12 protein-coding genes and 1 pseudogene are annotated in these 12,553 nt (G+C 56.6%); 1 reads left to right on the forward strand and 12 read right to left on the reverse strand.

The annotated features are described in order from the left end of the window. Genes J7J49_RS12585 through J7J49_RS12595 form a run of 3 tightly spaced genes read right to left on the reverse strand, consistent with a single transcriptional unit; the run spans position 1 to position 2,641 of the window. Positions 1-210, reverse strand: a complete 210-nt coding sequence (locus J7J49_RS12585; RefSeq protein WP_064232989.1) for a hypothetical protein — start codon at positions 208-210, stop codon at positions 1-3. Continuing rightward, on the reverse strand, positions 210-2,270 hold the full coding sequence (locus J7J49_RS12590) for a 3'-5' exonuclease (RefSeq protein ID WP_215093035.1): 2,061 nt from the start codon (positions 2,268-2,270) through the stop codon (positions 210-212). The genes J7J49_RS12585 and J7J49_RS12590 overlap by 1 nt, the downstream gene beginning before the upstream one ends. After that, the gene (locus J7J49_RS12595) at positions 2,267-2,641 is read right to left on the reverse strand and encodes a response regulator transcription factor (protein WP_064232987.1); all 375 of its coding nucleotides are present in this window, start codon (positions 2,639-2,641) and stop codon (positions 2,267-2,269) included. Before J7J49_RS12595 ends, J7J49_RS12590 begins: the two co-directional genes overlap by 4 nt. A gap of 202 nt (positions 2,642-2,843) precedes the next feature. On the opposite strand from J7J49_RS12595, the gene J7J49_RS12600 reads away from it, so the two are divergent. Further along, positions 2,844-3,908 (forward strand): tRNA-queuosine alpha-mannosyltransferase domain-containing protein, encoded by a 1,065-nt coding sequence (locus tag J7J49_RS12600; protein ID WP_215093037.1) that lies wholly within the window; start codon positions 2,844-2,846, stop codon positions 3,906-3,908. Here J7J49_RS12600 and J7J49_RS12605 read toward each other — a convergent pair. The 9 genes and pseudogenes from J7J49_RS12605 to J7J49_RS12645 form a co-directional block, all read right to left on the reverse strand. Beyond that, a pseudogene (locus J7J49_RS12605) lies at positions 3,891-4,961 on the reverse strand (hypothetical protein). The gene J7J49_RS12600 and the pseudogene J7J49_RS12605 sit on opposite strands and share 18 nt — an antisense overlap. Positions 4,962-4,973: 12 nt before the next feature. Next, complete coding sequence (nth, locus tag J7J49_RS12610) at positions 4,974-5,612, reverse strand: endonuclease III (protein ID WP_215093039.1); 639 nt, start codon at positions 5,610-5,612, stop codon at positions 4,974-4,976. Positions 5,613-5,668: 56 nt separating this feature from the next. Continuing rightward, on the reverse strand, positions 5,669-6,370 hold the full coding sequence (locus tag J7J49_RS12615; protein ID WP_215093041.1) for an electron transport complex subunit E: 702 nt from the start codon (positions 6,368-6,370) through the stop codon (positions 5,669-5,671). Continuing rightward, the gene (locus J7J49_RS12620) at positions 6,367-7,050 is read right to left on the reverse strand and encodes an RnfABCDGE type electron transport complex subunit G (RefSeq protein WP_215093042.1); all 684 of its coding nucleotides are present in this window, start codon (positions 7,048-7,050) and stop codon (positions 6,367-6,369) included. The genes J7J49_RS12615 and J7J49_RS12620 overlap by 4 nt, the downstream gene beginning before the upstream one ends. Continuing rightward, positions 7,047-8,096 carry an RnfABCDGE type electron transport complex subunit D gene (locus J7J49_RS12625; protein WP_215093044.1) on the reverse strand — a complete coding sequence of 350 codons (1,050 nt, stop codon included), beginning with the start codon at positions 8,094-8,096 and terminating at the stop codon, positions 7,047-7,049. The genes J7J49_RS12620 and J7J49_RS12625 overlap by 4 nt, the downstream gene beginning before the upstream one ends. Further along, complete coding sequence (rsxC, locus tag J7J49_RS12630) at positions 8,093-9,754, reverse strand: electron transport complex subunit RsxC (protein ID WP_215093046.1); 1,662 nt, start codon at positions 9,752-9,754, stop codon at positions 8,093-8,095. The genes J7J49_RS12625 and rsxC overlap by 4 nt, the downstream gene beginning before the upstream one ends. Further along, positions 9,738-10,349 (reverse strand): electron transport complex subunit RsxB, encoded by a 612-nt coding sequence (gene rsxB, locus J7J49_RS12635; protein ID WP_215093048.1) that lies wholly within the window; start codon positions 10,347-10,349, stop codon positions 9,738-9,740. The genes rsxC and rsxB overlap by 17 nt, the downstream gene beginning before the upstream one ends. 5 nt (positions 10,350-10,354) lie before the next feature. Then, positions 10,355-10,936 carry an electron transport complex subunit RsxA gene (rsxA, locus tag J7J49_RS12640; protein WP_215093050.1) on the reverse strand — a complete coding sequence of 194 codons (582 nt, stop codon included), beginning with the start codon at positions 10,934-10,936 and terminating at the stop codon, positions 10,355-10,357. Then, the gene (locus J7J49_RS12645) at positions 10,933-12,534 is read right to left on the reverse strand and encodes a sensor domain-containing diguanylate cyclase (RefSeq protein WP_215093052.1); all 1,602 of its coding nucleotides are present in this window, start codon (positions 12,532-12,534) and stop codon (positions 10,933-10,935) included. Before J7J49_RS12645 ends, rsxA begins: the two co-directional genes overlap by 4 nt. Between the last annotated feature and the right edge of the window lie 19 nt (positions 12,535-12,553).

The raw sequence follows: 12,553 nt of genomic DNA on the forward strand, positions 1-12,553 counted from the left end.
TTAGCGGCCTGCTCGCTGTTCCATCAGCCAGGCGGTTAAGCCAATCACCACTGCCCAGGCGATAAATAGATACAACGGTAGCCAGCCCACGCTAAAAGCAGGCAAACGATCGACGACAATAATCAGCGGCGGACAGAACAGCAGCAGGGCGATGGCCACTAACGCCATCAGGCGCTCTGTTTGGCGTGATTTAACACCGAACGGTTTCATCAGGCACTGGCATCCTGTCGGTCGAAGGCGTTGGCTTGCAGCGCTAACAATTGCTCAAGCGTATCGACGCCGCGGGCTTCTAAGCGTGGCAGCAGGGCTAGCCATAGCTCGGCGGTCACGCGGGCATCGCCTAATGCAGTGTGGCGGGTGCCCGGTGGAAAAGCCAGATCATAGCGCTGGGCCAGGCTGTCCAGGTCATGACCATCCAGCGCTTCGTCCAGTGCCCGGGAAATCAGCAGGGTGTCAATCACGGGGATATCAAAGACAACCCCTTTGTGGCTGATGGCGAGTAGATCAAAGGCGGCGTTATGGGCCAGCAGTATCGCTTCGCCGACATAGTCACGAAAGCGGGTAAGCACAATATCCAGCGGCGGTGCGCCGACCACATCGGCATCGGTCAAGCCGTGAATCGCGGTGCTAGCGGGAGGGATAGGCCGCTGGGGGTCGACTTTTTGATCGAAGGCTTCGCTGGCCAATAAACGCGCGTTGACCACGCGGCAGGCGCCAAGGCTGATCACTGTATCGCCCCGGCGCAGCTCAAGCCCGGTGGTTTCCGTATCAAAGGCGACGATTTCCAGGCTGCGCAGCGTTCGGCTGGCCAGCGCTTCATCCGGCGGGGGCAGGTCGGCGATGCCAAAGTCATGGAATTCAGGGCGTGGCGGGGCGGTTTCCCGTGGGGCGCCGACGCGCTCCATGGAGGGCAGGGGGAGCCGCAAGCGTGAATAAATGCCATTATCGTCGGCCAGGCTCCAGATGTCGCTGGCGTGTTGGCGCAGCACATCAGCGACGCTGGGGGTCAACGGCAGTGAGTTGAGCGGCTGCTGGCGCCACTCCGCCAGTTCATGCTCGGGGATCGCCTTACCTCGCCAAATAAGGTCGAGATAGACGCGTTTGTTACCCAGGCATATCTCACCTTCAAAGCCACTGTCAGGCAGCTGGACATTGAGGTGTTTCACCAACGAGTCAAACAGTGCGATCAAAGCGGGGGCGTCGCCTTTAAACCAGGCGGGCATGCCCACCGGAGTAATTAAGCGGTGCGCCGGGTCAAGGCGCTCATCAAGCGCCTGCCAGAAGTCGTTTGACCACATCGGCGTTAAGCGCTCGCCCTGGTGCTGCATATCGTCGAGCAGTTGGCCGATTTTCGCCACGTTGTCGCCGAGCGTAGCGCCCTCTTCTTGAATAACCCGCTCAAAACGCTGGCGTAAAGTAGACGTACTGGCGTCGTTTTGGTTACGCAGTTGAATCAGGGCATCGGCGGCACTGGTCAGGCTGGCGGTATGCTGACGCAGCGGTGTGAGCATATCGGCCAGTTCCGCCCTAACGCCCATTTCGCTCGACCAGGAGGCAGTGGCGTCGCTAAATGTCAGCAGTGTTTCGCCATCGCTACCCGGCACGCGACGTAAAATCACCTTGAGCCAGCGGTCGTCGCAGGGGGCGAGTAGTTCGCGCGGTGAGCCGTCGTTAGGCAGTTGGCCGAGCATTTGTTGTAGGCTCGCCACCGGAAGCAGCGCTTCAAGGCGTTTACCCAGCCCTAGCCCGGTGTTACCCGCAAAAAAGTCCTCGGCCGCCTGATTGAACAGCATGAGACGGCGGTGGTGATCGCACAGTAGCAGCGGTGTTTCGAGTACTTGCAGCAAGGTTTCCAACTCTTGGCGAATGCGTGCTGCGCTTCGCGCACCGTCAGCGTGAGCAGTGGTAAGGCGACTGCGATCTGATCGCCAGCTTTCGCGTACCCGGCGTAGGTCGGGGCCCAACCCTTTGAGCCAGCCTTCGGGTGGGTGTTCGTCTCGGGCATCGGGGTTGGCGACTAAGCGCGCCAACTGCACCTGCAAATGGCGCAGTGGGGTAAACAGCATGCGCTCAAGCAGCAAACCGACTAAAAAAATCGTTGCGCCACCGGAAAAGCTGCCTAGCCAGAGGGCAATGCGCGTTACGCCAGTGGGGGCAAGCTTGGCATCCAGCCAGGCGGCAAAAATGGCCCCGCCCAGCAGGCTGATGCCGCTAAGTAGCAGCCACAGACCCATCAGACGCTGACGTTTGGGTAGCCCGGCCCGGGTCATGGCTGCTCCTCGATCAGTAGCGCTTTGACTTTTTCCACCAGCGACTGGGTTGAGAAGGGCTTGGTGATGTAATCATCGGCGCCCAGTGCCATGCCTTTCTCCCGCTCAACATCTCGCCCGTGAGCAGTCAGCATGATAATCGGCAGTTGGGCGGTGGCCGCCTCGCCACGCAACCGCTCTAAGACGTCAAAGCCGCTAATCCCCGGTAGGCTAATATCGAGTAGCAGCAGATCGGGGTGGCTGTCATTCACTCTTGCCAGGGCCTGTTCACCATCTTCGGCAGTGACGACCTCAAACCCTGCTTGCTCCATCAGGAACTCTAGCGATAAAACAATGTTGGGTTCGTCATCGACAACGAGCACTTTAGCCATGGAGCTCTCCTGCTTTTAGTTGTTTTAACCTTGCCTGGAGTCTAGATAGATCTAACGGGTCAGCCAAGACGACCTTGGCCGAATGCAGGTAAGACAGGAGCTTCTGCAAAAGAGCTTTCAAGCGCGCTTTGTTACACTGCCTGCCACGTGGCCATAGCTAGGGTGTTATGGCTTCCACTGATTTGGTTGCTGGGGCTTGTTAATGCGCGTTCTTCTGTTATCTGCCTATGAAGCGGTGAGTCATCGTTACTGGGCACAAAGTTTGATGGCGCAGCTAGATGAGGTGTCATGGACGCTGTTGAGTCTGCCTCCACGCCATTTCGCCTGGCGTATCCGCGGTAACCCGCTGAGCTGGATGCTAAAAGAGCATGACACCCTTAGCCAGCATTTCGATGTGGTCTTGGCCACTTCGATGGTTGATTTGGCAACGCTGGTGGGGCTTTTCCCCCACTTGGGGCAAGCTAGAAAAATCGTCTATTTCCATGAAAACCAGTTTTCCTATCCGGAATCGAGCGATCAGATGCCGCAAGTAGAGGCCAAGATGGTCAATCTTTATGCGGCGTTGGCGGCGGATAGCGTGGTGTTTAACAGCGCCTATAATCGCGACTCTTTTATCGATGGCGCACGGGCTTTCCTGAAAAAAATGCCGGAAAATCTTCCCGCAGTTAAGCCTCTTGAAGCGCTGCGTGCGCGAGCCCAGGTGTTGCCGGTTCCCATCCCTGTTAGCAATAAAACGTCTCGCGATGCAACGATGCCTCATCTTATCGTTTGGAATCATCGCTGGGAATACGACAAAAATCCTGACGACTTTTTTGCGGTGCTGTTTGCCTTAAGCGACGCCGGGGTCTCGTTTGAGCTAGCGGTAATGGGTCAGCGTTTTCGTCAAGCCCCGGCTATTTTTGCCGAGGCCGAGCAGCGCTTAGCCAAGCACATTGTGGCTTGGGGGCCACAGCCGGAAGAGGCGTATCGCGAACTGCTAGATAGTGCCGGTATTGTGGTATCGACGACATGGCATGAGTTTCAGGGCTTGGCGATTATGGAGGCAGCCCAGCGCGGGGCGCTGCCGCTGGTGCCTGATCGGCTCTGTTTCCCCGCTCTCTACCCGCCAGACTATCGTTACGACGGCACGCGGGAGGGGCTTTATGAGCGGCTTAATACTTGGCTAACCGACCCGGCAGCTCGTCCTGAACGCCTTGATGCCACCGCGTGGGAGTGGTCTGCTTGGCGTGAGGCATACCGCCAGCTTTTATCAGACGAGCGGGTCTAGTCGGCGGGTAGGCCAGTGAACCACGGCGGTATGGCGACGCATCTTTTGCGCAAGTGTTGGGTGTTCTCTATGAATCACCTGCTCTGCAAACTCGGATAGGAAATGTGATTTCAGCTCTGCCCGGGCACGGTCGACGCCGCTATGCTGGTAGGGTGTTGACGCCAACAGCATAAACCCATCGTCTGGAATGCGTCCGGCGCGCATGTTGGCGTCAATGATAGTGGCCGCGGTGCCAATGGGTACCGCTAAATCAGGTCCGTAAGGCCCTATGATCAAGGCAGTATTGGGTAGGTGCAAAAAATCAAAGCCCCGGCCAATGCAGATCACCCACTCCCGGTGCTCAATATCCAGCTCTCACTCGACACCCTGGAGTTCGCTAACGTGGGCAAGATTGCCTTCCAGCAGCGGCAGCAGATCTCGTTGCATATCATGATGCATATCCGGGCAAATAGCGTTCAGTTGACTGCTCAACCCCTCAGGAGCACTCTCCACCCAGTCGCTTACATCCAGGGTCGCACCCTCTTTCCCGTGAATAATTAGCGCATCACTGTCGGTTTCAAATCCACACACCAGTGGGTAAACCTGCTGGTGATCGTGGCCGAACAGCTTGCCCGCCTGTTTGGCAATCGCATAAGCGTGGGCTTTAGCGGCCTGTGTATCGCAATTAAAACCGGCGCAGCCACGGGCCTGGTTGCCTCGCGAAAAGTGATAGGTGATCAGCATCAGTGTGGCGCGCCCCGCCTGAGCCGCATCGACTACCGTGTCGGTCAGTAGCTCACCCAAGTAGGGCCAGCCCAAATCAAAAATGCCGCCGAGATTACGAAATGGGGTAATAATCCCTAACGGCGTACGTGTAGCATGGGGAATATGAATCCGCCCATCCATACACTTCATCACCACGATGGAGGTGGGGTGCTGGGCCATATAGCGTTGCCGTGCCAGCCATGCCCCAGGGCTACAGAATTGCTCGGCATGTTGCTTTGAGAGATCCAGCAGCGCGTCGATACGCCTTGAGATGGGCTGGTCGTGGAGTAGCATGGCGGGGGTAGGCATGTAGCACTCCGTCTAAGCGAGTTCAGTTTTATCTTTATAGTCGCACAGATCCTCGATAATGCAGCTACCGCAGCGGGGTTTACGGGCAATACAGGTGTAACGGCCGTGCAGAATCAGCCAGTGGTGAGCATCGTGAAGGAAGGCTCTGGGTACGTGGCGCAGCAGTTTTTGCTCAACCTCTAAGACATCTTTGCCTTTGGCGATGCCGGTGCGGTTGGATACCCGGAAAATATGCGTATCCACCGCCATAGTGGGTTGGCCAAAGGCGGTATTAAGTATCACGTTGGCAGTTTTACGACCTACCCCCGGCAAGGCCTCTAACGCTTGGCGGGTGTCGGGCACCTCACCGCCGTGCTGATTGACCAGCATGTGGCAGGTCTTCATCAGGTTTTCGGCTTTGGTGTTGTAGAGGCCGATGGTTTTGATATGCGCTTTAAGCTCATCGATACCTAAATCAATAATCGCCTGGGGCGTGTTGGCTACTGGGTAGAGTCGCGCCGTGGCTTTATTAACGCCCACGTCGGTGGCTTGAGCAGACAGCAGCACGGCGGCCAACAGCTCAAACGGCGTGTTCCAATTAAGCTCGGTGGTTGGGTGCGGGTTCTCTGCCTGGAGGCGAGTGAAGATTTCATGACGCTTTTGGGCATTCATGGCGGTTCTCTTGGTTTGATTGTCCCCGTTATTTACTTAACGGCTATTTATATTGGCTATTTAATCGTTCCGGTGACCCGCACGCGGCGATCGGCGCGCGGAGTGGCAGCCACTGGCCGGGCACGGGCCGCGCTGCGTTGGTCGATGACGTTTTTCAGGGCGATTAAGATACCCGCCACAAAAAACGCCCCCGGCGGCAGCACGAAAAACAGGAACTGGTAGTCGTCGGCAATGGTGAGTTGCCAATGGGCCGCACCAGGCCCAAACAGTAGTGCCATACCGCTAAATAGTGTGCCCTGGCCGAGTAGTTCGCGTAGCGCGCCAAGCACGACCAGTACCGCACCAAAACCAAGCCCCATCATAAAGCCGTCTATGGCCGCTGGAAGCACCGGCTGGCGGGAGGCAAAGGCATCCGCGCGACCGAGGATGGCGCAGTTGGTGACGATCAGCGGAATAAAAATTCCCAATACCTGGTAGAGCGGGTAGGCGTAGGCGGCCATCAGCAGCTCGGCGCAGGTAACAAAGGCGGCAATCACCATCACAAACGCGGGCAGGCGCACTGCACTGGGCACCTGGTGACGAATCAGCGAAATCGCCGTGCTGGCGCCCACCATAACCAGCAGCGTGGCCAGCGCCAGCCCCAGCGCGTTGACGACGCTGCCGCTGACTGCCAGCAGTGGGCATAGTCCCAGCAATTGAACCAGTGCGGGGTTGTTTGACCAAAGGCCGCTGCGGGCGAGTTCGCGCCACTGACTCATAAGGCGGGCTCCTCAAATGACATTGGTAGTGGTGTATCGGCGGCGTATTGAAGCGCTTTATGCACCGCGTTCACCACGGCCCTGGGGGTAATCGTCGCACCGGTAAAGGCATCAAACTGACCGCCGTCTTTAGCCACTGCCCAGCCGCCCTGCGGTAAGCTATCTAATCCTAGACCGTTAAAGTTAGTGATCCAGTCGCTGCGGCTGCGCTCAATATCATCGCCCAGGCCGGGGGTTTCCTGGTGCTGAGTAACGCGCACGCCGGTAATACGCTGTTGTTTATCAATGCCTACCAGTAGGCGGATTTCACCGTTATACCCCTGCCGCGTGATGACCGGAAAAATCACTGCGCTGCTCTCGTTACTGTTCTCGTTACTGCTCTTGTTAATGTTGTTGTTACTGCTCTTGCTATCACTCACCCACCAGCCTTGGCTATCGCTCTGAAGTCCTAGCGAGTCTGGATTGGGAAGCGTAAAGGTGCTTTCCAGTACTTGGGTAACGGGCGTATTCGCCAGCGACTGGGGCAGCACTTCTTGAAGCTGGCGGTGCTGGTAAGCCAACTGATGCGTTTCTATACGTTCGGCGGTAAGCGCGCGGGTAAGCGCGACACTGCCCGCGGTGACCAGCGCAAAGGCCCCCAGCGCAAAGGCGCCGCGCTGCATGGCCTGGAAGAGAGTCATAGTCGCTCTCCTGGCTTTCCTGATGTGGCTTTTGGCTGACCGGTGGGGCGCGGTACGCTATACAGGTCGAGTAGCGGCACGCACAGGTTCATTAACAGCACCGCAAAGGCCACCGCATCGGGGTAGCCGCCAAAGGTGCGGATAGTGATCACCAGCGCGCCAATGCCCACGCCATAGAGTAGCTTACCGCGTCGACTGGTGGCGGCGGAAACCGGATCGGTGGCAATAAAAAAAGCCCCAAATAGCGTTGCCCCGGTAAGCAGGTGAAATAGCGGCGAGGCAAAGTGGCTGGGGTCGCTGAGGTAAAATAGCGTGGCAAGTACCACCAGGCTTCCCACCATCGCCACCGGGATATGCCAGCTAATAATCCGCTTCGCCAGCAACAATACGCCACCCGCTAACCACGCAAGGCCCACCCATCGCCAGGCATTCAGGGTGCCATCGGGTAATGGATTGGTCGCCCAGAATTCGCTGGCAAGCACCGCGTCGCCTTTGTGTTTAAAGGCATCAAGCGGCGTGGCACCGCTCAAACTATCCAGCTGGGCGGTCGGCAGCGTTCCTGCGATTTGCGCCCATAGGCCATCCGTTATGAGTTCTTGAGGCGGTGCCCATAGCGTCATATAGGTAGGAAAAGACACCAGCAGCAGCGCATAGCCCACCATGGCAGGGTTGAAAGGGTTATGGCCCAAGCCGCCGTATAGCTGCTTGGCGACCACGATGGCCGCGACCATACCCACGCCGATAAGCCACCAGGGGCTGGCAGGGGGCAGTGACGCGCCCAGTAAAACGCCGGTAAGTAGGGCGCTTGAGTCATTCAACGTTACGCGAATGGGCCGCCTGCGTAGGCGCAGCACGGCGGCTTCAAGGGCGACTCCAAATGCCGCAGCCAGTAGCACATTGCTGATGACACCGAGGCCAAAGAAGTAGCTCATGGTGGCGATACCAGGCAGCGTCGCAATGATCACCCAGCGCATTAGGCTCGCTGTTGGCGGCCCGTTAGTTGCCTTCACGGCATCGTTAACGCCAGCGGCGTGCATCATGCTCATGGTGACTCCTCACTAGACTGCTCTTCACGCGCCTGGGCAAGTTGTAACTCGGCTGCCTTTAAGTTCTCTTGGGCGGTGGCAAGCTGCATTTCTAAATCATCCAGGGATTGTTTGGGATCTTCCTGGGCCACCCGCGCCAGGGTCTTTTCCGCTTTCTTGACCGATGCTTTGGCGGCGGCATGGGCGATCCGCAGGCCGCGTAAATCGACCTTGTCGCTGCTGGTGCTGGGTGTGACCGTGTTAGAGGGGCGCCGTTGTTGCGCCTGCCGGGCTTGCTTGCGTGCCTGTTTCTCAGCCTCTTCCCGAGCGAGCCGCGCCTGGCGGAACTCAAAACGGTGCTTGGCGTGCTCGGCTTTTGTGGCTTCAATCCGCTGCAGGCGTATCCGGCTTTTGGCTTCGCGGTAATCCACAACTAACGGAATATGGCTGGGGCACACATAGCTGCAGGCGCCGCACTCAATGCAGTCAAACAGGTGATAGCGCTCCAGCTTGGTATCATCTTGAGCGCGGGCGTACCAATGCAACTGCTGTGGCAGCAGCGCCACAGGGCAAACACTTTCGCACTCACCGCAGCGTATGCAGGGCGATTCTGCTGGGGGCGGTGGTAGCTCATCAAGGGTGGCGGCGATCAAGCAGTTAGTCAGCTTGGTAACCGGCGTATCCAGCGTCAGCAGCGGCTTGCCCATCATGGGGCCGCCCTGAATCACTTGGTTTAGCGCCGAGTGATTCACTCCCGCTTCCTCAAGCAGTTCCATAACCGAAGTGCCCAGGCGTACCCAGCGGTTGCCGGGCTGGGCAATCGCTTCCCCAGTGAGCGTGACGATTCTTGAAACCAGCGGCTGGCCATCGCGCACCGCATGTCGTATCGCCAGCAGGGTGCCGGGGTTATGGCACAGTACCCCCACATCCGCGGGTAGCCCGCCACTGGGTACATTAAGATCTAACAGCTTTTTAATTAGCTGGCGCTCGCCGCCGCTGGGGTAGCGGGTGGGGATGACTGTTAGCTCGACCGGCACTGGTTGACTATCAGCCAGGGCTTGCTGCAGCGCTTCAATGGCCTCGGGTTTGTTATCTTCAATGCCAATAACGATATGCTGCGCGTCGCACAGTTTGGCGATGATCTGCGCGCCTTCGATTACCTCGCCAGGGTAGTGGCGTAACGTAAGGTCATCGGCGGTGATATAGGGTTCGCACTCGGCGGCGTTGATCACCAAGGTGTCAATCGCATGCCGTTCGACCACCCGCGCTTTGATATGGCTAGGAAACCCCGCTCCGCCTAAGCCGACAATGCCACTTTCGTTTAAACGCTCAAGCAACTCTTGGCGCCCGGCACTGCGCCAGTCGAGGCTAGGCAGCCGGAACAACTCATCTTGCCCATCGCCCTCAATGGTGATTTGGGCTGTGGTGACCTCGGTGACTGTGCCGCTGATGCTGGCGTGCAGGTTGCTGGAGATCATGCCTTCACGATTGGCAATCACGCTGCCGACTTTTACTCTATCTCCCGATGCCACACAGGGCGTGGCGGGTTGGCCGCTGTGCTGCTGTAGCGGCAGCGTCACTCGACTGGGCAGCGGCGCTTCAATCAGCGTTGCCTGGCTAGAGCGCTGTTTCCGTTCAGGAGGATAAATGCCACCAGGAAAGTCATAGGCGCTCGGCATGAAGATCCCCTGGGGCAGGTTGGCGGTCGCTGACAATTAATTCCGGCGAAGGCGTTACGATCGGCTGCCACTGGGTGAGCGGTGCTGAGCGAGGCAGCATATCAATACAGTCGACGGGGCAAGGGTCAAGACAAAGATCGCAGCCGGTGCATTCGTCTTCAATCACGGTGTGCATCAATTTAGCCGCGCCGATAATCGCATCCACCGGGCAGGCCTGGATGCATTTGGTGCAGCCGATGCACTCCTCTTCACGAATAAACGCTACCTTGGCTTCGCTCTGGGCGTCGCCGTCAAGTGGCTCAGCTTCGCGACCGAGAAGATCAGCCAGGGCGTGAATCGTCGCTTCGCCGCCCGGTGGGCATTTATTCAGCGCATCGCCCTGATTGATGGCTTCAGCGTAAGGGCGGCAGCCAGGGTAGCCGCACTGGCCGCACTGGGTTTGTGGCAGTAGCGCATCAATCTGCTCAACTAATGGATTATCTTCGCGTTTGAAGCGCTCGCTAACCACGCCTAACAGCGCTCCGAAAATAATCCCCAGTCCGGTAAGCACTCCCACCGTACTGAGAATGCCCCACCACGAAAAGGTGTCACTCATGGCGGTTACCCCTGTACTAGCCCAGAAAAACCCAGAAACGCCAATGACATTAGACTGGCGGTGACCATGGCAATGGCAGCACCCTGGAAGGGTTTGGGGATATCCGCTCCCGCTAGCCGTTCCCGCATTGCCGCGAATAGCACCAAGATAAGCGAGAAGCCCAGCGCCGCCCCTAACCCGTAAAGGGTGGTGTGAAAAAAGCTTAATTCACGATTTAGCGACAGTAGCGCGACGCCCAACACTGCGCAGTTGGTGGTGATCAGCGGTAGAAATATCCCCAGTACTTGATGCAGCAGCGGACTCAGTTGGCGCACCATGATTTCGGTAAACTGCACCACGGCGGCGATCACCACAATAAAGCTGATGGTGCGCAGGTAGGTAATATCCAGCGGCACAAGCAGCCCGTGATACACCACAAAGCTCGCTGCAGATGCCAGGGTCAGCACAAAGGTGGTGGCCAGGGACATGCCCATGGCCGACTCCAGTTTATTGGAGACGCCCATAAAGGGGCACAGGCCCAGAAACTGCACCAGCACGAAGTTATTGACCAGCGCAGTGCTGATCAAAATGATAAATAGCTCACTCATGGCGTCGTATTGTGCGAAGAAAATGGGCTATTGGCTAGCAACGGCTTATAAATCTTGGCGCAGTGCCGGCCTGCTGCTTTAGCTGCATAAAGTGCTTGATCAGCGGCCGACATTAATCCGCTGGGCGTCAAGGCGCCTTCTATATTCAACTGGCTAATGCCAATGCTAACGGTGACATATGAAGCCACGGGTGACGTTTGGTGGGGATGTCTTAATTGGTCTATGGCATAACTAAGTGCTTGGCTTTTATCCATCGCCTGGGCGGCGCAAGTAGCAGGCAGCATGGCACTGAATTCTTCACCGCCTGTGCGCGCTATAAAAAAGCCATGGACGGTGGCGACGTCATGCATCGTTTGCGCTATCCGTTGCAAACACACATCCCCTTCAGGGTGCCCATAATGATCGTTAAACAGTTTGAAATGATCAATATCAATCATCATGACAGAGAGGGGCTGCCCAGTAGACAGGGCCATACTGACCACCTCTTGTAGGCGCTGATCGAATAAACGGCGGTTGGGTAAGTTGGTCAAAGGGTCGTGGGTAGAAAGCACGATTAGCTCGGCATTGAGTTGCTGTTGGCGCTTAAGCTGCTTTTGAAAGGCGCGCGCGAGTATTCCGATTTCATCACCACGTTGCAATAATCTTTTTGACCCTCCCTCAAAGTCATCACTGGTTTGCTGGGTGAAACGGGTTAAAACTTTAAGCGGCTTAAGGATTATTCGCTCTAAAAGCAGCAGTACTAGGCCGATCACCAACAGCATTAAGCAGGCGGTCCACAGCAGTACGTAACGGAAGGTCTCTAAACTGGCCAAATAACTGGTGCGATTAAGCTGAGTACCTAACGCTAACTGCTCATTGAGTGGGTATGTAGCTAAATAGCGCAAAGCCACAATGGTATTACCACTGATGGTAATAGCAATATCGTTATCCTCACTGCTATCAACCATCGAAAGCGTCGTGGGTAGCCCTGTATAATCTTCTATTAAAGCAAGCCACGCATCATCCATGGGTCGCACTTTAAACAGCCAGCCCTGAGGCGGGCCGCTTTCGTCGGTACGAAAAATAGGATTGGAGGCCACCATTAGCGGTGGTGACCCTGCATACAGGTCGCTTTTTCCTTGTTTTGGATCTTCTTTAATAGACACCTGCATAGTCCGAATCAACCCTGCCATCCAACGGCATTCGCGCTCTGCGCTATAGCAGGTGTGGTATTGACCGGTAGCGGGATTAATGCCCGCTAAAAAATGCACATCTCCCTCCGCGTTGAAAAAAGCCATTAACTGGTAGCGCATCTCTTCAAACATCTGCTGACTAAAATTGGTATCGGTATAGCCAGGATAGCTACCTTGGACAAATTCGTACGTATCGTCCCAAATTGCCCAGTCGCGTACTTGGGCCAATAAGTTTTGCTGGCTGATCTGCAGAGTGCGTTCAATTTTTTTCAGCTCTTGTGTGACTACCGCACGCTCTTCTTTATGCAACGCCGGAAATATTACCCACTTGCTCAATACAACTAATGAAATAAGCGCGAGGAGTAAAACGCCACCCAAGGCAGCTAGAAAACGAAAGCGCAGAGATCGGGAGTAGCGTTGAACCATAAGGTGTGCCTGAGCAAAG

It is taken from the genome of Halomonas sp. ISL-56 (genome assembly GCF_018612805.1).
Classification (GTDB): domain Bacteria; phylum Pseudomonadota; class Gammaproteobacteria; order Pseudomonadales; family Halomonadaceae; genus Vreelandella.